Below are 24224 nucleotides of genomic sequence, written 5' to 3'. Positions count from 1 at the left end.
GATCAGACGTCCTCGATCGAGACCAGCTCGGGCGACATGCGCTCGAGCGCCGTCAGGCTCCGGCGCTGCCACCCGAGCCTCGCGTCGGTGATGAACCGGATCTTGCACTTGATGCCCTGGTTCGCGAGGCCGCAGATGAAGCTGATGAACGCCTTCAGGCAGCTCGAGTTCAGGAAATACAGGGCCCGCACGTCGAACTCGACGGCGCTGGCGGAGAGGCGGATCACCTCCGTCTGGAGGCCCTTGAAATAGAGGGCGAGCGGCGCGGCCGCCGCCATGTCGCCCGTCCCGGTGAGCTTGATGACCAGGGTGTCGTCCCTCAGGGCCGGCACGATCCCGAAGCTGTCGGTGACGACGGACTCAACCCTCAAGCTGCTCATCTGCCCTCCATCTCTCCACCGGCGCGTGCGCGATGATCGTGAGCTCGTTCCCCTCGATCTTGTAGTCCACGTCGAGCCCGCCCTCGGCGCGCACGCGCGCGAGGCCCAGGCCCGACACCCCCTCTACCATCGCCGTCTCGCTGATGAGCTCGTCGTAGTGCTTCACCGGATCGCTCGCCGTCTTCAGCTCCAGGAGCCGCCGCTCCACCTCGCGCAGCCGCTCCGGCGACGCCTCGTTTCGTGCACGTATCTTCATGATATAAGAGCTCTCGTCCTCCTCCAGCGCGAGCTCCAGGCTGACGCGCGGACCTGTCGAGTACTTGGTGATGTTCTCGGCGAGCTCGTGCGCCGCCATGTAGAATCTCGAGCTCACGTTCGCGTCGTCCAGCACCATGCCGCAAAAACTGGAGACCAGCCGGAGAACCGCGGAGGCCAGCCGCTCGCTCGGGAAGAAAGTGATGCACAGGAACAGTGAGGCATTCTGGCTCGGTTCGGGTGCTGACACGATTGGAGCAGCGTACGTCGTTCCCGGAGCGGAGCCAATCCCTTCTGCGCGGCGCGCCAGGTAGCGTCCATGTGGGTAACGCGGCGCCCCGCGGGCGCGGGCGCGGGCGCGGGCGCGGGCGGCGGGGCGGCGGGCGATCCGACGCGGGCGGCGAGAGGGCGCCTCTCGGGAGAGCGGCCCGGGGGTCGTGGGGCCGGGGAGATGGCGCGCGGCGAGATCGAAGGTGCGCGCGGCGGCGGGAGCGCGTCGAGCGGCGCGGCGGACATCGATGCTGGCCGGCGTCAGGCGTGTTCGCGCATCGAAGTGTGATCCAGGCAACGGCGGCGATGCGACGCAGGATCCATGGCGTGTAACATGAACAACAGCAACGATACGATTCCGACTTCATGGAGCGCGTTGACGCGACGCATCGGTTCGTCAAGGGCGATCTTGGTGTGATCCGGAGGGCCCTCGCAGGCGCCCATGAGATCGTCGCGAACGTCCTCGCGCATACGTCCCCTGCGCGGTCGAGGGCGGCGCCATACCCGCCCGTCGGTCTGCGCGCATCACCGGCGCCCCACCGGGTCACCTGGTTGCCGTAGCGCCGCGCGCCCTCGCCGATCACGCCGGCAACGCCCGTGATCGCCCGCCACGAGGTCGCCCCGAAGCTCGCTACGCGGGCGCTGGCGGCGGCGAGCACCCCCGCCTCGGCCGCCATGCCGTACATCGCCACCGTCAGCGCCGCGGTCGAGATGCCGAGCGAGACGTTGATCGCCGTGTCGCCGTTCTCCTGCAGCCATGCGTCGACACCATCGTCGATCAGGGCGCGCGCGACCGCATCGCCGCCCGCGTACCCGGGTCCGGTGAACTGGACCCCGGTCGGCGTCGGGGTCCGGTACGAGTCCGGGGTCAGGTCGGGCAAGGTCGTGCGGACCTGGGGCCACGACGCGGGGCCCTCGCCCAGCGCTGTGTAGCTCCCGAACGAGAGCTGGAAGGAGCCGAGCGTAAAAGCGCCCACCTCGGTTCACATGGCGATACGGAACCGAAGCAGGCAACGTCCATCCCCGTCGATCACCCCACGAGAATGCGTCGAAGAAGGGCTGAGGAAGCGGCGCTGGTCCGGATCGTACGCGCGCCCGCCCATCTGGATCAGCCCCATGGGCGCGTGCTCGACCCCCGCGAAGCCGAGCGTCAACTCCGTCCAGGTACCCGTCCACGCGCTCCCATCCGCCTCGATCGGGCGGCCGAACGGCTCGTGGTGGAGCCGCTCGGGCGCCGCGTCCGGCGGGAGCGGATCGTATCTGTAATGTAGTAGCAGTCAGCGCGAAACATCATCCCGTTGAACGTACGGGTGCCACCCCTCTCAGCTTCATCTTTCTCAGATACGCAACAGATCTCATCTCGGGACAATCGAGAACCGCTTCCTGAAAGACTGAAGGCGGGCAGTAACCGTGAGCATCAACGTAGTGCGCGATCATGCCTGGAGCAACGTACACTTCGTTGTCCGTGGGAACGAAGAGGTTACTCGACCCAACACGAATCGTCACATCTTCAAACCGAACCTCAGCGGGCCCACCAGTGAAGCGACAGTATGGGCACTTCTGATACCCTGCAACAGCAACGGGCTGCCACGGGTCAGAAAGAAGACGCATTAGCGCCCCCAAAAAAAAAATCCCTTGACACCAAACCTGTTGCAAATGGATAACTTGGGTCGTGCCACCCAACCGCACGCAGAATATCTTGCCAGCGGCCGAAGTAATCACATGGACTCAGATCTGGATAGTAAACCACAACCCCTCCAATCCTTACAGCCCGGACTTAAACAGCTCCCATCTACCATTAGTCCAAAAGTTTCCGGCACTATCAATATAGACAACGTCCGTCGGAGCAAGAACCTCAACCCCGAGTTTGTTCGCAATATTTTTTGCGAGCCCAGTCGCACAAGCCCCGAGTTGCATGCGATCAGACGAACAGGCTGTCCATTGTAACCAGCAGACCGCTGGATGAACTTGGCTAGCGCTCGACGGCTTACGCTCAACCACTGACCGCCACGAATGACATAGGCGGCGCTCGCATCGGCATGGGACACGATATTGAAATAGCCACCGCTCTGGGTTGGTACCGCTGGTCCGTACTGGGCCAGCAAATCCATATCGGCGCTGAGCGTCGGTGCTGCCCGTACGAGGGAGGGCGCCGCCGCGTCGGCACCTCCTCCAGCCCCGCGCACCACCTGCGCGCCCCACCGGGTCACCTGGTTGCCGTAGCGCCGCGCCCCCTCGCCGATCACGCCGGCAACGCCCGTGATCGCCCGCCACGAGGTCGCCCCGAAGCTCGCGATCCGGGCGCTCGCGGCGGCGAGCACCCCAGCCTCGGCCGCCATGCCGTACGTCGCGACCGTCAGCGCCGCGGTCGAGATGCCGAGCGAGACGTTGATCGCCGTGTCGCCGTTCTCCTGCAGCCATGCGTCGACACCATAGTCGATCAGGGCGCGCGCGACCGCATCGCCGCCCGCGTACCCGGGCCCGGTGAACTGGACCCCGGTCGGCGTCGGGGTCCGGTACGAGTCCGGGGTCAGGTCGGGCAAGGTCGTGCGGACCTGGGGCCACGACGCGGGGCCCTCGCCCAGCGCTGTGTAACTCCCGAACGAGAGTTGGACCGAGTCGACCGTGAGCGCGCCCGCGTTCGCGAAGACGCCGCACAACCAGGCGGGCGGCACCCAGTAGCCGGTCGGGTCCGTCAGCGTCGCCGGGTTGTTGTGGGCGTAGCTGTAGCGGTGCCTCGCCTGGTCGAAGTACGGGTCGCTCACCAGCGGGTCCGGGCTGAGGAAGCGGCGCTGGTCCGGATCGTACGCGCGGCCGCCCATCTGGATCAACCCCATGGGCGCGTGCTCGACCCCCGCGAAGCCGAGCGTCAACTCCGTCCAGCTACCCGTCCACGCGCTCCCATCCGCCTCGATCGGGCGGCCGAACGGCTCGTAGTGGAACCGCTCGGGCGCGGCCCCGGGGGGCAGCGCCTCATATTTTGTGATGTATATTAGCGCCTCACACCTGGCGCTGAGCCATGGCTCGCATGTCGTAAACGAATCGGTGTTCGTCTAATCTTACATCGAGAAGCGGATTAGAAGCCAATCTTTACGATGGGCACGACGAGCGACCTTCAGCGATGGATGGGCACGACGAGCGACCTTCAGCGATGGACGAACTCTTCCTGCTCCCCCACTCGGCGCAGCTCCGCATCAAGGCCTTTCGCTGTTCCCACCTCAACAATTCTCTCCCTAGATACATCCGCAATCAGGGAACCATTACCACCAAAGGCATACATCATGTCACCAGCTTCAACAAAGCGACGAGACTCGTAAAAAAACACCCAGCCATAGGGCCGCTCTTTGGTCAACTCATCCAAGAAAACCACGACATCTTCCCCAAGGCCATACTTGCTCTTCAGATGAGACCGCGCTGCCTGCAGCGCCTGCTCCTTTGTCCACGTCATTTTGTCCTCATCAGCCAGAAACCCAATGACCCGAGTCACTTACCGAGCAGCCCTCGCTCCCGCTCAAAGACTTCCACCTCCACCGCACCGGGGCGAGCCGACCCTAACTCGAAGACTTCCCCCGTTTCTGACAACACGACAACCGGCCCGCCTCCAATTAGGGAGTGAATCAACTCGCCCGTCTCGACATACCGCCGCGAATTGTAAAAGATGACCCAGCCGTACGGCTTCTCGATCGTCTTCTCGTCGAGAATGACCACGCCACCTTCACCCCCGACAGATCGCGACTTCAGGATGCTGAGCACTTTATCCTTCGCCTCTGAATACGTGACCATCGGCCGTCCTCCTAATACGTCCGGAGCAGATACAGCGCGTCGTACGCTTCAAGCGCGGCGGCGCCACCCGTTTGCCCGTCGAGAAAACGGATCACCCCACCTTGATTGACGACGTTGAAGACATGTCCTTGCTCATCGACTCGTGTTCCCCAAACAATCCCGCGAGAGCCCGGCCCCCAGTTGCCCATCATAGTGCGAATCCCGCTGTACCCGTTCGCAGGAATGAACGACCTGCCAGGGTAGTGAGCGAGAATGTCCGCAGCGCTGTACGGGCCACCCCCGATTGCAGAAGCTGGATGCCCTCCGAGGGTCGCATCCGTCGCGATGGCACACGCCACGCAGTTCTGTCCTCCACGAAGGACGTTCACGTTGCGGATCGACCCCGCAACCATGTTCGGTGCCCTCTCTGCAGCCGAGGGCACGCCCCTGGCGGCGCGCACCACCTGCGCGCCCCACCGGGTCACCTGGTTGCCGTAGCGCCGCGCCCCCTCGCCAACCACGCCGGCAACGCCCGTGATCGCCCGCCACGAGGTCGCCCCGAAGCTCGCGATCCGGGCGCTCGCGGCGGCGAGCACCCCCGCCTCGGCCGCCATGCCGTACGTCGCGACCGTCAGCGCCGCGGTCGAGATGCCGAGCGAGACGTTGATCGCCGTGTCGCCGTTCTCCTGCAGCCATGCGTCGACACCATAGTCGTAGCCGCTCCGCAGAACGCGTTCTGAAGCGTGCTTGTGGAAGGCGACCCCGTGCGTAGAGTCGCGGTGCGATGACGAAGCGACGGAGCGGGGAGGAGGGAGTCGAGATCCCGAGCCTGACAACGGCGGTGCTGACGCTGTCTGCGCCGCACGTCGCGTGGCAAGGTCGCGAGGACGCCCCCGCCCGCGCGAAGGGGCAACCGCGTCGCGCGGCCGGGCAGAAGGAGCGCGCGGGAGCAGCCGACGCCGCAGGCGTGCGGCGCCGCGAGAGCGCCGCCCTCCCGTCCGCGGAGGAGGTGGGCGGACGGCGGCCGACGCGAGGCGCGGACAAGCAGCGCGGAAGCGATGCGACCCGAAGGCCCCCCGCCAGGACGAGCTCGACGGCGGCCGGGCAAAGCGACGACAGCGCCGGCTCGACGAGCCGACGCTCCTCGGCGCGGAAAGGACGCGCGCCTGGCTCGGCCGCTCCGAACGCGACGAGCGCTGTGGGCGCGATGGAAGCGGGCGACGCGGCGCGATCAGCGAGCGCGCAGGACGAGCCGCGAGCCGGTGATCCGAGCCAGGTCCAGGTACTTCAGCCGCCCCTCGGCGATGAGGCGTTGTCGCGTCGCGACCCAGTTCTTGGGACTCAGGTCGAGGATGCGGCTGAGCGGATAACTCGGAGCCACGGTCAGGATCTCCTGCAAGTAAAGCTCGGGATCGAGCCCGTGCACCTGGCAGGTCGCGATGAGCGACGTGATGGCGCACGCCCGGACCGCATGCTCGTCGCTGCCGTGGAAGAGCCAGTTGCGCCGCCCCTTGACGACGCGGCGCAGCGCCCTCTCGGAGGCATTGTTGTGGATGGGGATCTCCCCGTTGGAGAGGAACTCGCAGAGCGCGGCCCTCTGGTTGTGCAGATAGACCAGCCCTTCGCGCAATGGCGAATGCTCCGGGACGACCTGCCGCCGCGCCTCGACCCACGCGAAGAGCTTGCCAATCAGCGGTGCGGACTCGCGCTTCCGGATCTCGAGGCGCTCGTCGGGGCTGCACAGCGCGCATTCCTCCTCGACCCGGAAGAGCGCCTGGAGGGTCTGGAGCGCGAACGCCGCCTCCTTGCCCGCCCCGGCCTTGAACGCCTTGAAGAAGCGCCTTCGTGCATGGCTCCAGCAGCCGGCCTCGCGCGCCTTGCCCGGCCCGAACAGCACGTTGTGGTTGGACGAGGCATCGGCGACGAGCGTCCCCTGGTAGCCGCCGAAGAGCTTCGTGACGGTGGGGCCGTCGTACGTCGGTGTATAGCGAAACAGCACCCCATCGCCCGGCGCGACCAGGACGAAGACATGCCCGTAGCGGTGCTTCTCCTTGGCCCGGATGGCGGTGCCCGTCGCATCCATGGCGAACCACGACCTCGAGAGCGCGTCGCTCCAGATGGCATCGGCGATGCGCATCGCGATGCCACCACAATCGTACTGCCAGCGTGTCATGTTGCCGCGGCCGATGCGGAAGCCGTGGCGCTCCGACTCCACCTCTTGCCGGTAGTAGGGCGTGTGGTAGTCGAGCTTGTGGACGAACAGGTGGGCCAAGAGGCTCGGATCGGCAAGGCACCTGTCGATCGGGCGCTCCGGCAGCGAGGCGATCTTCACCGGTCCGCCGCTGTCCTCCGCAGCGTCCGACTCGGGCGTGTAGCGAACGAGGACGCCGTCGACGAAGGGGCTTCGCTTGAAGCCCGTGTCCGCGGGGATCCCCAGGAGCTCGTGCTCCCGCACGACGAGGGGCTCGTCGAGCTCGCGCGTGAGGGCCGGTCCACCGGCTGGCAAAGGAGCAGGCTCCTCGCCCGCTCCGCTGCTCGCCGCCGGCGCTTCCGCCTTGGCCACGTACTTGGGGCGACGCCAGATGATCTCCACGGGGCCGCCGCGCCGGTGGCCGATCACCGAGCTGTCTTCGGCGCCCACACGCTCGAAGCGCTCGATGCCTTTGAGCAGCACCTCCGGCGGCAGCGACTCGATGACTACCCGCGGAATGACACTGATGCGGCGGCGCCCGTGCTCGTGGCGCTTGGCTCGTTTGCCTCCTCCGGGATCCGAGCCGGAGGAGGATTCTGCCGTCCCCGCGCGCTCCGGCGGGCTCGCGGGGCCCGGCGGCGGGCTGCTGACCTCGTCTGCGTCTGCTTCGGGCGAGGCGTCGAGGCCCTCGGCCTGCGGTGCAGCCGCCCCCGAACAGGCATCGGGCTCCCCGGCCAGCGAAAGCCGCAGCTGGTCAGGCGAGACTCGCTCGGAAACATGGCGCCGGAACCCGATCTCCAAGGTCCGGATCGTCTCCTGCAGCTGTTGATTATACGCCTTGAGCGACTCGACAGAGCGAGCGAGCTCTTGCGCCTGCTGCGCCGCCGTCGAGAGGTCGGCCAGCCTCGCCTCGAGCTCCTGCACCCGCCGGAGCAGCGCGTCGACCACCGACGCGGCGTCGGCGGGGCTCCCCTGTCCTTGTCCCCTGGCCTGGAGATAGCCGAGCACGAGCGCCGCGCCGTCAAGGCGCTCTGTCTCCGCTGGCTGCGGCAGCTCGGTCTCACCGGGTCGGGTCGTCGAGGTCAAGGCGCGCCATGAATGCCCCCTTTGCTTGCGCTTGGCAAGTACCTTATGTAGACAATATTCGCTGTCTTTGATGAGAATTTCTCACCGAAGACGGGAATGCAAACAGGCATGGTGCGCCCTCGGCGCCGCGCTCTCGCGAGGTCTTCGGGATGATGCAGCTCGTGCCCTGATCCATCTCCGCATCGGGCTGCGCCGGCCACCATCGGGCTGCGCTGGCGCCGGCAGCGCGGTGAACGAGCGGCGGCGCAGACGCCTCAGTGGACCACCCGGCGGCGGCTTGCCAGCTCTTCCACGGGTAGACCGGCGAGCAGTTGCGCGAAGTCGTGTGCTGACAGCTCGATACACTTGCCGTCGGCCTCGGTGAACGAGGGCAGAACAAATGCACCCTTCGAGAGACGCTTGTACAGGATTGTATACCCGTTGCGGTCCCACCAAAGTGCCTTCAGCCGGTTGCGCCTCTTATTGAGGAACAAGAACAGCGCGCCACTGGCCGGGTCCAGACACAGCACCTGCCGGGTGATCGCGGCGAGCCGGTCGAATGCGCCACGCAAGTCCACTGGACCGACCGCCAGATAGACGGCTATCGTCGCGGGGGTCACCGTCCCCTCCGCAACGCTTCGATCGCTTCCACGAGGTCGCGCGCGCCTATCCCACATACCTGCATCCGCGTCCCATCGGTAAATGCGACGTTGAGCCGCAAAGACGGCGCTTCTCGGCGCTCCGGGCGCACCACGACGGGTAGGAACGGAACATCCTGTTGAGCCGCCTTGGTGGCTCCTGGCAACGCCCCGTCGTCTACGCGCTCACCGCCAGCCAGCCATCGGTCGGCAGTCATCTTGTGGACACCGAGCTCCGTGGCGATCTCGGTCGGCGTCGCCCCCGCGCGGGAACGCTCCCTGGCGTACGCCTCGGCTCGCTCCCGCAGCTCGCTCGGGTACTTCCCACGGCTCTTCTGCTCTCGATACCTCGACAGCTCCGCACGCAGCTGCACCAGCTCCCTGCTTCCTGGCATCGCTCGCTCCTCTTCGCTCGGCGAGGGCACGGCCCTCACCGGACGTCGCGTAGCGTGCAACCGAATCTGGCCAAGGGAAAGACGTGGTCTGCGGAGCGGCTACCCATAGTCGATCAGGGCGCGCGCGACCGCATCGCCGCCCGCGTACCCGGGCCCGGTGAACTGGACCCCGGTCGGCGTCGGGGTCCGGTACGAATCCGGGGTCAGGTCGGGCAAGGTCGTGCGGACCTGGGGCCACGACGCGGGGCCCTCGCCCAGCGCTGTGTAGCTCCCGAACGAGGGCTGGAAGGTGCCGAGCGTGAGCGCGCCCGCGTTCGCGAAGACGCCGCACAACCAGGCGGGCGGCACCCAGTAGCCGGTCGGATCCGTCAGCGTCGCCGGGTTGTTGTGGGCATAGCTGTAGCGGTGCCTCGCCTGGTCGAAGTACGGGTCGCTCACCAGCGGGTCCGGGCTGAGGAAGCGGCGCTGGTCCGGATCGTACGCGCGGCCGCCCATCTGGATCAGCCCCATGGGCGCGTGCTCGACCCCCGCGAAGCCGAGCGTCAACTCCGTCCAGCTACCCGTCCACGCGCTCCCATCCGCCTCGATCGGGCGGCCGAACGGCTCGTAGTGGAACCGCTCGGGCGCGGCCCCGGGAGGCAGCGTCTCGTCGAATCGCACGGCGGTGCTGCCGAGCGCGTCAGGCACGAGGTAGCTCACGCGGCGGCCGCTGGCGTCGAGGATGATGTCGGCCACCGGTCCATCAGGCCCGTGCACGTGGTGGACATGGGTCTCGCTTGTCTGCCCCGCCCTGTGCCGCTCGTAGAGGCCCCCGACGTAGATCCGCTCCAGGATGCCGAGCGGATCGGCCTCGCGGAAGCGCTCGCCCGACGCCGTGTACTGGTAGTGCCACCAGACCGAGCTGTTATCGCGCCGCACCCGACGCGGCAGGTCGAACGCGTTGTACGTGATGCTGCGACCGCCGGCCCGGATCTGGCGCCCGCGGTGGTCGTAGTCATACGTCACGCCGCCGGTCGAGTGGTCCAGCTTCTGCGGACCGGCGACGCCCCGATCGACGAACTCCTCGAGGACGGTCGCGCCGCTCAGCACCTTCTCGAGGTTGCCGATCCGATCGTACACGAAGCTCCGCGAGAGCGAGGTCGCGCCGCGCGTGTTGGTCCAGTGCCGCAACCGGTGCAGCTCGTCATACTCGAACATCTCGACGCGGCCCACGACATGATCCTCGCGCCGCTCGACGTTGCCGTTCGGGTCGGGCGTGTACTCGATGTCCATCAGGTAGTCGCTCGGACCGCGGTAGGTTTGCAGGCGAATCGGCCGCCCCATCGCATCGTACCTGGCCGCGTAATAGGCGAGCCCGTCGCCGAACTCGCCGGCCTTGAGCGCGCCGTCGGGCGTGCGCTCGGTGATCGTCCAGAGCGGCTTCGGAGCCGCCGCGTCCGTCGCGTCCTCCACACGCTTCACGTACGCGCCTTCATAGACATTGGCGATCACGAGGCGTTGCCCGTTGGCCTCCGGGTAAATGGTCTTAACAACCCGGCCGTAGTCGTCTCGCTCCAGGTCGAGCTCGAACCATTCGTCCCTTTGCGATGTTACCCAGCTGCTGCCACGGATCCGCCCCGCGTCATCGTAGCGATAAACCACCAGCGGGCCGTCTGCGCTGAACTCCTTCGCGAGCTTGCCAGTGCCGTTAGGGGCATCCCACTTGAACGTCACGAGGCCGTCGACCGTGTCCATTCTTCGGATGCGACCGAGCACATCGCGTTCATAGACCGTCGCGTCGACCGTGCCCGTGCCGCGCTCGGCGCGACGGATCTCACCGAAGCCGTTGTAGAACAGCCGCGTCGTCCCGACGTTCGGGTCCTCCTCGCGCACCCTGCGGCCGAGATGGTCATACCAGAGCTCGGTCACGTTGTTGTCGGCATCTCGGGTGATCCCCGGCAGATCGAACGGCTTATACTCAATCCGGGACGACAGGACCTCCACCCCGTCGACGACGGCGTAGGTCTCGACGAGGCGGCCATCAACGTCCACGATCTGGCGCTTTGCGGCGCCCTTCGCGTCGTAGTGGGTCGCCTCGAAAAGCCCGGCGTACGTCGTCTCGAGCTTCGTACCGTCAGAGCGCTGGACGCGGCGCGGACGGCCAAGCGTATCATACCAGTAGTCCGCCCCTCCCCCGGAGGATTCCACGCCATCGGACCAGCCCGAGCGACTGTGCAGATTTCCGAGGACGTTGTAGGACACCCTCATCTGCTTCACGTTCCCATCCATGCCGCGGACCGTGCGCATCGTCGGCCGGCCGAGTTTGTCAAACAGCGTCGAGCGGACGTCCCCGGACGCGGTCGTCGCTGTCACGTCGAGATGCCCCTCGGATTGCTCGAGATAGGCGAGCTCGACGTTATCTCCTCCCTCCACCGCGGTCCCACGTGGGCGACCGAGATCATCATAGCGGTACAAGGTCTCGACCCCGTCGGGGTTGGCCTCCGCGAGCAGCAATCCGTAGGCCGGGTGGTGGATGAACGTGGTCGTGTGACTGAGCCCGTTCCACTCCCGCGACGGGAAGATCTGCTCGCCGGTCCGGTCGTGCCAGTCAATCCCGGTGAACCGCGGGTTGTCCACGCCGGGCGTGGTCCGGGTCACGCCCGTCACCTGGCCGTAGCTGCCATACGCCGGGTCTCGCTCGTACGTGATCGTCTGCTTGATGTCGTCGATCTGGCTGTCCGGCTCGATCCATTGCGTGCTCAGCCGTCCCTCGGAATCGTGCTGGAACCGCACATGGCGGAAAGACGGCGCGCCGTGCAGGCTCGGGGTCCACGAGCGGAAACGATAATCCCTCGGCAGATCGACCAGCCACGAGGTCGTGTTTGCCGGCTCGAACTCCAGCGTGAACTCGCTGCGGACACCGCCCTGGGTCGTCGCAATTTGCGCGATCACATTGCCATAGTCGTCGAACGTCGGGTCGATTTTGCGCTTGCGGGGCGCGAGCTCGGGTCTCTCGTCGACGCCGCTAACGTAGTCCGTCGCACAGGGCTGCCTTGAATCCTGGACCACATCGACGTCCTCCTCCCACTCGAACACGTCTGTCGCTTCATCGTTGACGACGTAGGTCCTGTTGCCGTTGAGGGACTTATGGTGCAAGTCGTGCTCGACGTAGACTACGCGAGCGCGCACCGGCGTCTTCGGGAGCTCGCGGCCCCACCCCTCGAGGTCGAGGACGAATACGTCTCGCCGCTCACGCGGCGCGCGATGGGATCGGGCCGAGCTTTGTACTTGAACACGATCTCGCGCTGCGCCGCCGCGCCGCTGCTATGAAAGGTGTACTGGATCGACTGGACGAGAGGCGGCGCTGTGTCCCGGTACGCGTAGCGGGCGATGTTCCCGGATCGGTCGTGCTCCTCGGCGAGCGGGAAGCTATGCGTCTTATCGTCGCCATTGTCAGATACCCTTCCGTAGTACCGGATCCGGTGATCTTTCAGATACACCTTCCAGTTGAAGTCCGAGTGGCTGAGGCGCACGATCTTGGCGATCATGTCGTTCTCGGTGCGGAATTCACGCTCCCCGATCTCCACCATCAGCGCTCCGTCCAGGCAGAGCCGGTCACCTTCGGCGGCGAGCTCATCGGTCGCGACGATCGCGTCGCACGGATGAATCGCCGAGAGCCCGCCAACGTTCCAGCCGACGCCGAGCGGACCGTTGCCTGCGCGGCTCGAGTACTCGAGAGAGAGCTGCGGCGTCACCTCGCCGCGCCCAGGGGGGACTTCGAGCGGCAACGCATAGTGGTAGGACCCGTCAGCGCGCACCTCGCCAGATCCCGGCAGATGGTCGCGCGCGGTCGCCGGCAGGATGTGCGCGGCGGGATCTAGATCGGTGAACACGTGCGCCGGGTCGGGCGGGACGTAGGTCTGCTGCTGCGTGACCTGCGCGATCTGCGGGACCTCGCTGTCGCCGTGACAACCGGCGAAGCTGGCCATCACGACGCAGGAACCCAGGAGGTATGCCGCGAAGCGTGCGTTCACGGAGGCCTGTTGATGATCCCGGCAACCCGCGGGAATTCGGTGAAGTTCACCGGTGAAATCCGCAGTCGATGCCGGTGAAGATCGTGTCGGCTGCCGGTGAAGTTCACCGGTGAAATCCACGTCCGATGCCGGTGAGGTATCCCGGGAAAGAGGCGGCTCAGCGCTTCTTGGCGCGGCGCTGCTTGGTGCGGAGGGCGCTCAGCTCCTTGGCTTCCTTGAGCCGGTAGCTCTCGGCCTCGATCTCGATCACCTCGGCGCGGTGCACGAGCCGGTCGACGAGCGTGACGACGCACGCGGCGTGCGGGAAGACCTGGCCCCAGTCGGCGAAGGCCTTGTTCGTGCTGAGCAGGATCGGCCTCCGCGCCTCGTAGCGACGGGTGACGACCTCGAAGAGCAGGTCGGCGTAGCGGCTATCGTAGGAGAGGTAGCCAACCTCATCGATGCAGAGGAGCGCGGGGACCGTGTAGCGGCGCAGCCTTCGCGCGAGCGCGGCGGAGGATTCCTGCGCGGCGAGGTCGGCGAGCATGTCGCTCGCGGTCGAGAAGCGGACCGTGTGGCCCCGGACGACAGCCTGGTGAGCGACGTTCTTGAGGATCATGGTCTTGCCGACGCCGTTGGGGCCGACGAGCACGGCGTTGTGGCCGGTGGCGACGAAACCGGGGGTGAACAGGTCGTCGACGGCCTCGCGGTCGATCTTCTTGGGCCAGGACCAGTCGAAGTCGCTCATGGGCTTGAAGGTGGCGACGCGGGAGTTCTTGAGGCGGCGTTCGAGGCTGCGCTTGTGGCGCTCGCGCTCCTCGATGGCGAGCACCTCGTGAAGCCAGGGCTTGTCGGCGAGCTCATCCAAGCAGGCGAGCAGGCCGAAGAGACCGAGTCTCTTGAGACGGGACTTGGTCTCGGTGGGCGTCAAGTCGGTCATGGCGTCGAGTCCTTCTTCAGGGCGTCGTAGGTGGCGAGTGAATGCGGCGTGACGACGACGTTGGCGTGCTGGCCGCGCGTGACGGGGATCGAGACCGGAGGCGGCAGACGGCGCTCGGAGCGGCGGCGGTCGATCACCTGGCGGACGGCTCCGACGTGGATCGTGTCGCGCTCGAGCACCTCGACGAGGGCCTCTTCGAGCTCGGCGGCGCCGACGGCGTCGAGCATCTGCAGAAGCCGAGCGATCGCGCTGCCGACGTTGCCGCCGCGCTCGGCGACGATGCGCAGGAAGGCCTGGCTGCTGCGGGCGGCACGGGCGAGGCGATCGAGGCCGCGGTGCTCGCGGGCGCGGCGCTTTTCGTCGACGAGGCGCTGGATGTGCTCGGGCTGCTCGATCTGCTGGCCACGGTCCCACGAGCGGGCGTGGGTCGCGACGATCTCGTTGCCGTCGACGATGCGCACCTGATCGAGGTCGGCGAAGACGACCAGCGTGCGGCGCGTGCGGTCGTGGGGGACGGAGTAGTCGTTGAGATCGAAGCGCGCGTAGGGGGTCTTTCCGATCTCGACCTCGACGCGCTCGTGGGCCGGGAACGGCGTGTCGGGGTGTTGCAAGAGCACGCTGCGCTCGTCGTCGAAGGCCTGGCGTACGGTGCGGCTGCGGTCCTCGACCCAGGAGCGATCGAGCGCCGCGGAGCTTGTCCACTCGGCCGCTTGCCGGTTGAGATCGTCGAGGTCGGCGTAGGCCCGGGCCTCGAAGAACGCCTCACGGACATAGCGGATGGCGCGCTCGACGCGGCCCTTCTCGTTACCGCGGGCGACGGCGACGGGGCGCGGCTCGAAGCGGTAATGCGCCGAGAGATCCAGCAGCATGGGGTGGAACCGGATCGCGTCGCCGTGGCGCTCCACGACGGCACTCTTGAGGTTGTCGTAGAGCAGCACGCGTGGAACACCGTCGAACTCGGCGAACGCCTCGACGTGCCCGCGCACGAAGAAGGGCATCGCCGCGCCCGGGAAGAAGCGCAGGAAGATCCGCCGCGAGTAACTGAGCACCATGACGAAGGCCCAGAGCGGTCGCCGAGCCCGGCCGATAGCCAGCTTGCCGAAGTGCGCCCAGTCGACCTGCGCTTGCTCGCCGGGCAGCGTGCGGAGCCGCTGGAATGCCTCGGCCGGCTTCTTGGGGCGGAGGCGGCAGATCACCCGGCGCAGATGATCCGGACCGCCCGGATAACCGCGCTCCTTGAGCATGACGAAGAGGCGACTCGAGCGCAGCGAGGGATACTTGCCGAGCTGCTCGACGATGAACGGCACGAACGGGTCGACCATGGACGGGCGCGGCGCGACGACCTTCGGGTCGACGCCCGCTTGCCCGAGCACGCGCTGCACGGTGGTGTGGTGCAGCCCGAGCTGGCCGGCGATGGTGCCAACGGGCCACTTCTCGCCGTGGTAGAGGCGCAGGATCTCGGCCTCCTTCTCCTTGGCGATCACCGCCACCTCCCGTCACCGCGGTGGCCCTCGTGGGACGCGGGGAGCGCGTCGGTGGAGAGCTGGCCGAGCGCGCCGCTCGCGCATGGCCCAGTGTGGAAGCCGCGCTCCGCAGAGCGAGCAGCGGCCGACATCTCGGATCCGATCGTCATCGTTGTCCTTTCGGCCGGGGGTGATCTCCGGCGCGACCTGGGACATCGACGCGGCCGCGGCTTCCGTCACCCTGTGATGCGTCACTTTCTGCGCCGAGAACTTGTCCCGCTGCCGCTCGCGGTACCGGGCCTGGCGAGCGGCATGGAGGCGGCGAGCGCGAAGCCGGGTCCGATAGGCGGCGCCGGCGCGGCGGAGCGACTCACGACGCCGGAGCGGGCGGCAGTCGAGGCAGAGGCGCTGGCCGCGATCGCAGCGACGGCAGAGGCGAAGCTGGACGCGGCAGCAGGCGCAGAGGGCGAGGCGGTAGGTGGACGAAGGCAACGAGCTCCATGCCGCCGATTTCTGGACCTGGAGCCCGGCTTGTGATGAGGGTGGGGGACTCCGACAAGGCGGAGCTCCAGAAGGCCCGAGGGTGGCAGCCCTCGGGCCTTCGACTTTTCGGCGGGCCCAACGTCTACGCTGCGGAGGCGAGCGGGGCCCAGATCGGCGCAGGTGGTGCGGGCGGTGAACGGTGAACGCTGGCGATCACGCGGCCGCGGTCTTCACCGATCGGACGCGGGACGCGATGATCACCGACAGACACAGAAGCAACATCCGAGACACGGACGCACAATCCAATAAAACACCTCGGAACGCGTCACAACTCAGCAGCAAGCTTCGCCTTCCGCTCGCCAGAATCTCTGATATTCGCTGCATCCGAAGATGGCATATTAAGCGCCATGCTTCGCCGGGAATCAGAAAACCACGTAAGCATCTGGCGACCAATGTCGCTTACGTGGTCATTTCCTTTTCGATCTACGCACAGGCAAGAGTCGACACCGCCAATTTCCACTGAGTAGCCTCGGTGCGACAATTCGGGCCTGGTCCTACGGAGCGGCTATTGGCGGTACTGATTATTGCGCCCAAGAGTTAGACGTGGTGAAAGCTCTCGGGCGTCGCGAACGACCGCGGTACTGCGGACCCAGCGGTCCGGCTCGGCGGGGTCGGTGCTCGCGAGGGCGCGCTCCCGCGCTGCCGCGGGCCACGAGACCTCCAGCCCGTGCCTCTGGACCAAGCAGCGACGGTCGGCTACCCCATCAGTAGTTCATCTTACAAACGGGCGTGCCGTCCGTCTTCGAGCAGCACCCGGGGCGGGGAGCCGAAGGCGAGTACGCCTCCCCAGCGACGAGGCAGGCTTAGCGCATCCGCGGGTAGCTCACTCTCCCTCCTTCATTCGCGGCTCGAGGGGCGGATCGAGCGCATCGCCGTGCAACTCGCGCAACAGGATCGCCGCGTGCCGAGCTCCGCTCTCGATCGCGTCGAGAGGATCTTCCCCAGATACATTGTAATTGCGCCCGTCGACTTCCACAGGGACAACCCAAGGCCACTTTTTCTCCGGCGGGTTTCGGGTCGGCTCGTGGATGCGAACCACGATGTCGCGCGGCTCGCCGTCCTCTCCGGTCACCTTGAAGACTAGTTCGATCGTCACTTGCACCTCCTGTCGCAGTCTTTGAGGCATCGCCCAAGTTCTTCGGTGCATTGGCTCCGACAGTTCCTGTCCCCCTTTGGACAGTTGTCGTAGCACCGTTCCCAGAGCTGATCACACTTCTCCTTACATGCCTCTTTGCAGTCGGACGACCTTGAGCCTGTCCCCCACTCACAAGAGCCGCAGGACTGCGCTTCGGAGTCCTTCCCGACTCCGTAGGCCATCTCGCAATAGTCCTTGGCTTCATCGAGTGACGCATGCTTGCCCTGGTACAGGGTCGTGCAGGTAGCTGCGCTTCCACCACAGATGCTCGAGCCGGCCTTCCATGTGACCGTACACGTCACCGTTTGCGAGGCGCACAGATCATAGGAACCATAGTTACCGTCGGTGCTTTGCGGCTTCCGCGGCACGTTGCCGAAGCCTCCTGCCCCCGTCGGGTAGATGATGCCGCCGCCGGCACCGCTCGTTTCATCACCGGGAAGCCAGCACTCACCGACGTCGAAATTGCAAGCGACAAGACCAGCGATAAGACCGACAAGCAGGACCGCAAAAGCTCTGTTCATTTCGACTCTCCCCCAAATCTCCAAACAGGCCCAGCAGCGACCATCGCCACCCAGCTACCATGAAGCACACGACTATCTCCACCAGCCCAATCCAGGTTAGCGCTCACGGACACGCCCAGGGGCTCGGAGAAGTACCAGTCGGCCTGGGCGTGACCGCCCGGAGCAACCCCCACCACTCGGTTGCAGCTCATGGGGCCGCACACCGGCATCGCGTAGATCGACACGGATGGCCCGAGGCTCGCCTTGCCCGTCTTCCAGGCGTACACGAGGGAGATTGCTGTTCGATCGTAGATCCCGACGCGAGAGCCAGGAACGACGCTGAACATGTTGTGGAGCTCGATCTGGAAATCCTTCTCTCGGCGCCAGAGCAATCCGCCGAAGGGGCTCAGCGCGAGCCTCGGGCCAGTCCCGATCTGGAACCCGCCCACGCTCACGCCACCGCTGAGCTCGAACGCCCTTGCCGGCGCCGGAACGACGACGAGCGCGCAGGCACAGACGCACAGCACGAGCGCCTTCGCCTGCCTCTTCGGCCCGTGGCCCGTGCTTCACCCCCCATGGGCACCGTCCTCCTGCTGGAAGCCGGCGTCAACCGGTAATCCAGGACCCAATTATGTCCACACTGTCACCACGCCTACGGCGAGCCGTGCGCTGGCCCGGAGGGGCTCCAACCAGTGCTTACGAGCATCGTCCTGGGTTCGTTTGTCTCCGTGTGACCTCCGTGTGCCCCGACGTCAGGGCACGAGACTTCACGAGAGGGCACGAGAGGGTACGGGAGGAATCGAACCCGCGATGGCGTCTGACACCGCTCCGACGCGTCCGACGCGGCGATCGCCGTATCTCTCGCGCATGCTGGTCATCGGATCAGATCCGGGTTCGATTCCCGGCGCCTCCACTCAGAAGACACGGCGAGAGCCGTGTCTTTCTTCTTTGTGTGACCTGCGTGTGACCTGACATTCTTTGTTGCGATGCTGGTTTCTGGAAGAGATAGACGTGAGATGGAGCACTTAGCCCGGATTTCGCGCCGCTCGGAGCGTCCGATCGACACTTTTCCGTGTAATTTCAAGTGGTTGCATTGCACCAAGGCTTGCCCGGAAACTCACCCCGCGGTTGAAATCTGGAGCAGTCGCCTCGCTTTCGCAGGAGCCGTCAGATCCAGGTTGGATCGCCACTGACGAGGCGGATGTGGCGCGAAGTAATCGCTTAGAACGGGCGCTGCGGGTGACGCCAGGGCACGGGCTCCACGAAGCTCCACGGCGGACACCAGACCGGCGGGGCGGCCCACCGGTCCGAGTCCGCGTGCTGGCGTAGCCCGGGGGGCCGAGCAGCGGACGCTACGTCATTTCCGTTCAATCAATCAGCATGGGACGGCCGTCGTGCTGGAGCCGCTCTCTTCGGTAGCACCGGGTGCGCTACACCTTCCGAGTGCTCCGCGTCATTCCAGCAGATCGCATGTCACAGCGGAGGAGATTGCCCTGCTGGAACGACCTGCGAGCCAGCAACGAGCGCTGACCTCTTCGTGCCGACTCTACTCGGCTGCCCGTAACTGGTCTGGTTTGGGTGACGATGATCACCAGCTGTCGCTGGATCCTCAGCGACACCCCATCGCCGATCGTCCGGCCCCCCTCCCCCCTCCGCCTACGGCCGCGCCACGAGCCGCTTGTCCTGCGCCCTCAGGTTCGACACCGCCTCGCCCACCTGCCTCGCCAGGGACGGCCCGCGCGGCACCACGAGGCCGCTCGGCCCGCCCACCCGGCCGAACGACCACGACAGCACCGAGCCCTCGGCGTCCCACGCCGCCAGCCGCTCGCGGCCCTCGGACGGCATGGTGCCGACGATCTCGCGGCGCGAGAGGTCGAGCACCGCCAGCCGATCGGTCGAGGAGAGCAGCATCGTCGCGCCGTCGGGCGAGGCGGCGAGGTCCTCCCACTCGGCCCCGATCGTGCCCTCGAGCACCCGCTCCGCGGCCCCCGAGCGGCGGACCACCACGACGCCCGTCGCGTCCGCGAAGGCCACGTCGCCCGGCAGCGGGCCGTCCCCGATCGCGGTCGCCCGCGGCGTCGCGAAGCCGAGCACCCGCACCTCGCTCCGCTCCTCGTCGAGCCGCGCCACCGCGCCCGAGCTGAACGCGAGCCACAGGCCCGGGCCGACGCCGCCGCGCGCGGGGCTCGGGCGCGCCTCGTAGACGTAGCCGTCGGCCACCGTCATCGTGCGCGACGACAGGTCGCCGAGCGAAATCGCGACGAGGTCGCCGCCGAGCTCCTGGACGAACAGCGTCCGGCACGCGGCGTCGACGCCGAGGACGAACGCGGGCGTCCTCGGCACCGTGGCGTGGGTCGCGCCCGTCAGGGCGTCGAACAGCCGCCACGCGCCGCCGTCCCTCCGGTACGCGAGGAGGCGGCCGTCGTCGCAGCGGCGCAGCAGGGCGCCCGGCCGCGCGGCCATCCGGCGCCGCGTGCCCTCGTCGTAGAGGCGCACCTCGTCGCCGAGCTGGATGGCCACCGTGTCGCCGCTCCGCAGCACCGCGGCGGCCGAGGCGCTCGCGTCGCGGATCTCCGGGCCGCCGAGCGGGTCGCGCCCCTCGAACCGCAAGAGGTGCTCGGCGGCGGGCGGCCCCGGGCTGAACAGCACCAGGTCGCGCGTGAGCACGCGGCCGTCCGGGAGCCTCCACCCGCCCAGGAAGACGTGCGGGCCCACGTCGCGCGCGGCGATGTCGCTCGCCTCGCCGCGCGACCTGAGCGGCCGCGGCGCGCGCCGGCCGAGGGGCGCCTCGCACGGCGAGCCCTCGGGCGGCGGGTCGCTCGCGGCGCGCCCGCCCTTGCGGAGGTAGTGCCAAACCCCGCCGCTGGCCCCGCAGACGCCCAGATCGAGCCCGCCCGCGTCCCAGCGCGCCGACGCGGGCGCCGGGTTCGTCGCGAGCTCCAAGAGCGGCGGGTCGGGCCGGTCGAAGGCGTGGATCGACGTGCGGCCCTGCTGCACCAGCGCGATCACCGGGTCGCGCGGGCTGAAGCGCCCGAGCACGGCGGGCGCGCTCAGGAGGACCTCGGCGCTGTCGCGCATCGCCGCGCCCCCGGCTCCCCCGGCCGCGCTCGCAGCACCCCCGGCGTCCCGCGCCGCGCTCGCCGCGTCCCCGGCGCTGCGGCCCGGCGCCCAGAGCAGCGCCCTGCGCCCGAGCACCGCCGCCACGCGGGCGCCGTCCGGCGAGACGCCGAGCACGTTGCCGCGGAACGGGTGCCGGTCCACCGCGCCCTCGCCGCCGCCCCGCCGCATGTCCCAGCGGGCGATCCCGCCGTCGGTCGAGCAGGCCAGGACCGGCGCCGCCTCGGCCACGTGCACCGCGCTGCTGCAGCGCACCGGCGCGACCGCGGCCAGCGCGACCGTGCCCCCCTCCCGCAGCCGGAAGACGCGGACCTCGCCCGTGACCGAGCGCGTCGCCACCGCCGTGTCGAACGCGAACGGCACCCGCTCGACGTGCGGCGCGTCGTGCGGCCGCAGCGCGAGCACACGCGGCGTCCTCGCGGGCGCCTCGACGCTCTCCGGATCGACGTCGAGCGCCACGTCCTCGAACACCTCGGGGTCGGGCGGGGTCAGGTCGGCCACGAGCATCGCGCCGCCGGCGCCGGCGACCACCCAGCGGTCGTCCCACGGCAGCGCCGGCGCCATCACGCCGTCGAGCGTCAGGAAATGCGCGCGCGGCAGGCCCATGGCCGCGACCGCGAGGTCGAGCGGCAGCGCCCCGTCGGCCGCGCGCCGCTCCATGGCCGCGGCGATCCACGCCGCGCGGTGGTACGGGTCCTCGGTGCGGCGCGACTTGCCGATGAGCTCGGCCAGGTCCGCGCGCTCCTCGGCGGCGCGGCGCGCCGCCTCGACGCTCGCCTGGCGCGCCGCGCTCCACCGCTCGGCCGCGATCGCCGAGGCGGCCGCGAGCCCGAGCGCCGCGGCCGCGCCGATCCTCTTCGCGCGCTGGGCGCGGGCGCGCCGCACGCTCTCGCGCACGAGCGCCTGCTCGCGCCGGGGCAGCCGCGGGGCCCCGCCCGCCTGCACCTGCTCGAGCAGGTCGCGCCGCAGGAGGAAGTCCGGGCTCTCGCCGGACCGATCCCACACGTCGGCCGCCTCGCGCAGCCGCTCGAGCAGGATGAGCCGATCCATGTGCATCGCCCGCGTGGCGGCGAGGTGCGGCCAGCCCGAGGCCAGCGCCTCGTGCGCGAGCTCCACCGCCCGATCGCGGCGGACGAGGAGGCGCGCGCGCTCCAGGGCGCCGAGCACGGAGGCGGCCTCGGCGGGCGATCCGGGGCCGCAGGCCGCCTCGACGAGCTCCTCCTCGACCCAGCGCACGCGCGAGCCGTCCATGGCGCCGAGGCGGAGCAGGAGCTCGTCGGCGATCGCCCGGTCGTGCGGGGTGAGCGACGCGAGGGTCGCGTCGGCGTGCCGGGCGAGGGCGCCGCGCACGCCGCCGAGCTCCCGCCAGGCCTCGCCGCGCAGCGCGCCGCCCGGGTCGCGCGCGCTGCGCCACCAGTCGGCGAGCGCGAGCGCCACGAACGACAGCGCCGCGCCGCCGCCGCGGAGCTCGCGCTGCACCTCGGCCGTGACGTCCGCGAGGCCGCGCACGGCGGCGCCGGCGAGCGCCGCGGGGCCGGCGACGAGGTCCTTCACGGCGGCCGCTGCCGGCAGGCCGACGTAGCGCAGCGCCGCCCGGAGGCCGCCGCCGACCGGCCCGGCGAGGAGCGCCGCGGTCTGCTCGTCGGCCTCGTCGAGCACGCCGATGAGCCGCAGCCCCGGCCGCGCCTCGCCCGTGGCGAGCGCGAGGGCGAGGTCGGCGAGGCGCCCGCCGCCGAGGGGCGCGATCGGGTCGACGACCAGCGCGATCCCGACCGGCGACGCCATGCAGAACCGCGTGAGCGCGGCGAGGTCCGCCGCCTCGAGCTCCGGGGAGACGGCGGCGAGCGCGCGGGCGAGGGCGCGGTCCGGGTCGCCGTCGGGCGCGACGCGCGCCTCGACCCAGTCGTCCTTGTGGTCGACATGGCGGCGCGCGAGGTGGGGCACGAGGCCGGCGGAGGCGAGCGAGGTCTTCCCGGCGCCGCGCGGCCCCTGGAGGAGGACGCACGGCTCGAACTCGAGCTCGCGCCCGAGGCGCGCGACGTCGTCGTCGCGCCCGAACAGGAGCCCTTCCTCGGCCGACGAGAGCGGGGCGAGGCCCCGGTACGGGGGGTCGGGGACGCCGTGGGGACGCTCCCAGACCTCGTCGAGGACCTGCTTGAGCCGCCCCGGCGCGACCCGGCGGTGCGCGGGGTCGACCGAGAGCAGGCGCGTGAGGAGCGCGAGCAGGCCGCGCGGCAGCCGCGCGGGGTCACGCCCGAGGTCGCGCATGGCGCCGCGCAGGGTGGCGCTGCGGAGCGCGGCCCACCAGGCGGTGACGCGCGTGGGATCGGAGCAGTCCTCGGGCTCGTCGGGGGCGTCGTGCGGGAGGCGCCCGGTCGCGAGCTGCGCGATGCACACGGCGAGCGCGTACGCGTCGGTGGCGGCGGAGGGCTCGGCCATCTCGAGCACCTCGGGGGCCATGAAGCCCGGGGTGCCGATGACGTCGCGGGCGGCGGCGGGGCTGCTCGCGCCGGCGAAGGCGCGGCGGGTGGACGCGTAGACGTCGCGCTCGACGAGGAAGGCGGTGCCGTGCTCACCGCGGCGGATGGGCGCGTGGGCGTCGTGCTCGACGAGGTGGGCGGTGCCGTGCTCGCCGCGGCCGTCGCCCGCGCGGCCGCCGGGGCCGCCGCCGACGCGGGCGGCCGGGGGCGCGCCGGGGGCGCGCGAGCCAGGGCCGCCCGGCGAGGTGCCGGCGCGACGCGAGATGCCGAAGTCGAGCACCTTGATGGCGCCATCCTGGGAGAGGAACAGGTTGGCGGGCTTGAGGTCGAGGTGGACGACGCCGCGCGCGTGGATGACGTCGAGCGCGCCGGCGACGTCGCGGGCCCAGGCGACGACGCGGCGCCAGGGGATGCGGCGCCGGAACCGGAGCAGGTCGGCGAGGTTTCTGCCCTCGAGGAGCTCCATCGACACGAACGGCGCGCGCGGGGCCTCGTGGAGGATGCCGGCGGCGTAGATGGTGACGAGCGAGGGGTGGCGGAACGAGGCGAGCAGCTTCGCCTCGTCGGCCCAGTCCGCGGCGCAGGCGAAGTCCGAGACGAGCAGCTTGAGGGCGACTTCGCGGAACGGCGTCCCGTCGGGCAGGAGCTCCTCGGCGCGCCACACGTCCCCGAAGCCGCCGCGGCCCAGCCGCACGCGCAGGCGGTAGCGTCGATCGAGGACGTCGCCCGGCGCGTGCGCGAGCCCGCCCGGGGGGAGGGAGACGACGCCCGGATCGCTGGAGGAGCTCCCCTCGTCGATGAGCGTGCGGTCCATCGCGAGGCCACGGTATCACCGGCGCGGGGAGAGCGTCGTCCCCCAATCGCCCGCTCGAGGCGCAGGACCGCGCCTGTCCGGGGCCGCGTGATCTCGAGCTCACGCCCGTCATCGACGCTGGCGGGCGGCCGGTGAGACAGGCATCCATGCGAGAGGGCGGCGCCCCGCCGGACATGAGCTCATCCGCGCTCGGCACGGGCGCCGATCCAGCGAGCGGCCGTGGAGCCGGGGGCGCGTCTCGCCTCGGCGCGCGCCTCCGGCGCCATGGGCGCTGAAGGCGTTTG

The 24224-nt window shown here is 68.9% G+C and carries 20 protein-coding genes; 3 read left to right on the top strand and 17 right to left on the bottom strand.

Features of this window, described 5'->3' with window-relative positions; translation table 11 throughout:
- Positions 1–2: 2 nt before the first annotated feature.
- Both WMF31_RS12720 and WMF31_RS12715 read right to left on the bottom strand, forming a co-directional pair.
- Positions 3–380, bottom strand: coding sequence for a hypothetical protein (locus tag WMF31_RS12720; RefSeq protein ID WP_129350259.1), 378 nt, complete (start codon positions 378–380; stop codon positions 3–5).
- Positions 361–885, bottom strand: a complete 525-nt coding sequence (locus WMF31_RS12715; RefSeq protein ID WP_436602195.1) for a hypothetical protein — start codon at positions 883–885, stop codon at positions 361–363. Before WMF31_RS12715 ends, WMF31_RS12720 begins: the two co-directional genes overlap by 20 nt.
- Before the next feature lie 617 nt (positions 886–1502).
- On the opposite strand from WMF31_RS12715, the gene WMF31_RS12710 reads away from it, so the two are divergent.
- Complete coding sequence (locus WMF31_RS12710; protein ID WP_436602194.1) at positions 1503–1838, top strand: hypothetical protein; 336 nt, start codon at positions 1503–1505, stop codon at positions 1836–1838.
- Between the two features lie 50 nt (positions 1839–1888).
- Here WMF31_RS12710 and WMF31_RS12705 read toward each other — a convergent pair whose 3' ends face one another.
- The 5 genes from WMF31_RS12705 to WMF31_RS12685 all read right to left on the bottom strand — a co-directional run bounded on the left by WMF31_RS12705 (position 1889) and on the right by WMF31_RS12685 (position 5080).
- Entirely contained in the window at positions 1889–2059 is a 171-nt protein-coding gene (locus WMF31_RS12705; RefSeq protein WP_436602193.1) for a hypothetical protein, read from the bottom strand.
- A gap of 564 nt (positions 2060–2623) precedes the next feature.
- The gene (locus WMF31_RS12700; RefSeq protein ID WP_436606545.1) at positions 2624–3874 is read right to left on the bottom strand and encodes an RHS repeat-associated core domain-containing protein; all 1251 of its coding nucleotides are present in this window, start codon (positions 3872–3874) and stop codon (positions 2624–2626) included.
- A 176-nt stretch (positions 3875–4050) separates the two neighbouring features.
- Positions 4051–4353 (bottom strand): YrhB domain-containing protein, encoded by a 303-nt coding sequence (locus WMF31_RS12695; protein WP_436602192.1) that lies wholly within the window; start codon positions 4351–4353, stop codon positions 4051–4053.
- Positions 4354–4388: 35 nt separating this feature from the next.
- Complete coding sequence (locus WMF31_RS12690; RefSeq protein WP_436602191.1) at positions 4389–4688, bottom strand: YrhB domain-containing protein; 300 nt, start codon at positions 4686–4688, stop codon at positions 4389–4391.
- An 11-nt stretch (positions 4689–4699) separates the two neighbouring features.
- Complete coding sequence (locus WMF31_RS12685; RefSeq protein ID WP_436606544.1) at positions 4700–5080, bottom strand: toxin glutamine deamidase domain-containing protein; 381 nt, start codon at positions 5078–5080, stop codon at positions 4700–4702.
- Positions 5081–5201: 121 nt separating this feature from the next.
- On the opposite strand from WMF31_RS12685, the gene WMF31_RS12680 reads away from it, so the two are divergent.
- Positions 5202–5378, top strand: a complete 177-nt coding sequence (locus tag WMF31_RS12680) for a hypothetical protein (RefSeq protein ID WP_436606647.1) — start codon at positions 5202–5204, stop codon at positions 5376–5378.
- Between the two features lie 520 nt (positions 5379–5898).
- Here the strand turns inward: WMF31_RS12680 and tnpC are convergent.
- The 7 genes from tnpC to istA all read right to left on the bottom strand — a co-directional run bounded on the left by tnpC (position 5899) and on the right by istA (position 15372).
- Positions 5899–7944: an IS66 family transposase gene (tnpC, locus tag WMF31_RS12675; RefSeq protein ID WP_436600076.1), complete on the bottom strand. Its 2046-nt coding sequence runs from the start codon at positions 7942–7944 to the stop codon at positions 5899–5901.
- Positions 7945–8198: 254 nt separating this feature from the next.
- Positions 8199–8543: an IS66 family insertion sequence element accessory protein TnpB gene (tnpB, locus tag WMF31_RS12670; protein ID WP_436600077.1), complete on the bottom strand. Its 345-nt coding sequence runs from the start codon at positions 8541–8543 to the stop codon at positions 8199–8201.
- Entirely contained in the window at positions 8540–8956 is a 417-nt protein-coding gene (locus tag WMF31_RS12665) for a helix-turn-helix domain-containing protein (protein ID WP_436600078.1), read from the bottom strand. The genes tnpB and WMF31_RS12665 overlap by 4 nt, the downstream gene beginning before the upstream one ends.
- A 99-nt stretch (positions 8957–9055) precedes the next feature.
- Entirely contained in the window at positions 9056–12124 is a 3069-nt protein-coding gene (locus tag WMF31_RS12660; protein WP_436602190.1) for an RHS repeat domain-containing protein, read from the bottom strand.
- Positions 12109–13089, bottom strand: coding sequence for a SpvB/TcaC N-terminal domain-containing protein (locus WMF31_RS12655; RefSeq protein WP_436602189.1), 981 nt, complete (start codon positions 13087–13089; stop codon positions 12109–12111). Before WMF31_RS12655 ends, WMF31_RS12660 begins: the two co-directional genes overlap by 16 nt.
- A gap of 37 nt (positions 13090–13126) precedes the next feature.
- Positions 13127–13888, bottom strand: coding sequence for an ATP-binding protein (locus WMF31_RS12650; protein WP_436602188.1), 762 nt, complete (start codon positions 13886–13888; stop codon positions 13127–13129).
- Positions 13885–15372 carry an IS21 family transposase gene (istA, locus tag WMF31_RS12645; RefSeq protein ID WP_436602187.1) on the bottom strand — a complete coding sequence of 496 codons (1488 nt, stop codon included), beginning with the start codon at positions 15370–15372 and terminating at the stop codon, positions 13885–13887. Before istA ends, WMF31_RS12650 begins: the two co-directional genes overlap by 4 nt.
- Positions 15373–15597: 225 nt before the next feature.
- On the opposite strand from istA, the gene WMF31_RS12640 reads away from it, so the two are divergent.
- On the top strand, positions 15598–15888 hold the full coding sequence (locus tag WMF31_RS12640) for a hypothetical protein (RefSeq protein WP_436601510.1): 291 nt from the start codon (positions 15598–15600) through the stop codon (positions 15886–15888).
- An 829-nt stretch (positions 15889–16717) separates the two neighbouring features.
- Here WMF31_RS12640 and WMF31_RS12635 read toward each other — a convergent pair.
- The 3 genes from WMF31_RS12635 to WMF31_RS12625 form a co-directional block, all read right to left on the bottom strand.
- A complete protein-coding gene (locus WMF31_RS12635; protein WP_436602186.1) occupies positions 16718–16996 on the bottom strand; it encodes a hypothetical protein in 279 nt (92 codons plus the stop codon).
- 550 nt (positions 16997–17546) lie between these two features.
- Positions 17547–18056, bottom strand: a complete 510-nt coding sequence (locus tag WMF31_RS12630) for a hypothetical protein (protein WP_436602185.1) — start codon at positions 18054–18056, stop codon at positions 17547–17549.
- A gap of 1129 nt (positions 18057–19185) precedes the next feature.
- Positions 19186–23940, bottom strand: a complete 4755-nt coding sequence (locus WMF31_RS12625; protein ID WP_436602184.1) for an nSTAND1 domain-containing NTPase — start codon at positions 23938–23940, stop codon at positions 19186–19188.
- Between the last annotated feature and the right edge of the window lie 284 nt (positions 23941–24224).

This window comes from Sorangium sp. So ce1036, assembly GCF_051369805.1.
GTDB lineage: Bacteria > Myxococcota_A > Polyangia > Polyangiales > Polyangiaceae > Sorangium > Sorangium cellulosum_F.
The sequence above is the reverse complement of the archived record's forward strand: the minus strand, read 5'-3'. Positions and strand labels throughout refer to the sequence as shown.

Bases quoted from the DNA above. Each gene is read 5' to 3' on its own strand.
- WMF31_RS12720 (WP_129350259.1), bottom strand. From the start codon at position 380: ATGAGCAGCTTGAGGGTTGAGTCCGTCGTCACCGACAGCTTCGGGATC.
- WMF31_RS12695 (WP_436602192.1), bottom strand. From the start codon at position 4,353: ATGACGTGGACAAAGGAGCAGGCGCTGCAGGCAGCGCGGTCTCATCTG.
- WMF31_RS12690 (WP_436602191.1), bottom strand. From the start codon at position 4,688: ATGGTCACGTATTCAGAGGCGAAGGATAAAGTGCTCAGCATCCTGAAG.
- WMF31_RS12685 (WP_436606544.1), bottom strand. From the start codon at position 5,080: ATGGTTGCGGGGTCGATCCGCAACGTGAACGTCCTTCGTGGAGGACAG.
- WMF31_RS12665 (WP_436600078.1), bottom strand. From the start codon at position 8,956: ATGCCAGGAAGCAGGGAGCTGGTGCAGCTGCGTGCGGAGCTGTCGAGG.
- WMF31_RS12650 (WP_436602188.1), bottom strand. From the start codon at position 13,888: ATGACCGACTTGACGCCCACCGAGACCAAGTCCCGTCTCAAGAGACTC.
- WMF31_RS12640 (WP_436601510.1), top strand. From the start codon at position 15,598: ATGCGTCACTTTCTGCGCCGAGAACTTGTCCCGCTGCCGCTCGCGGTA.
- WMF31_RS12625 (WP_436602184.1), bottom strand. From the start codon at position 23,940: ATGGACCGCACGCTCATCGACGAGGGGAGCTCCTCCAGCGATCCGGGC.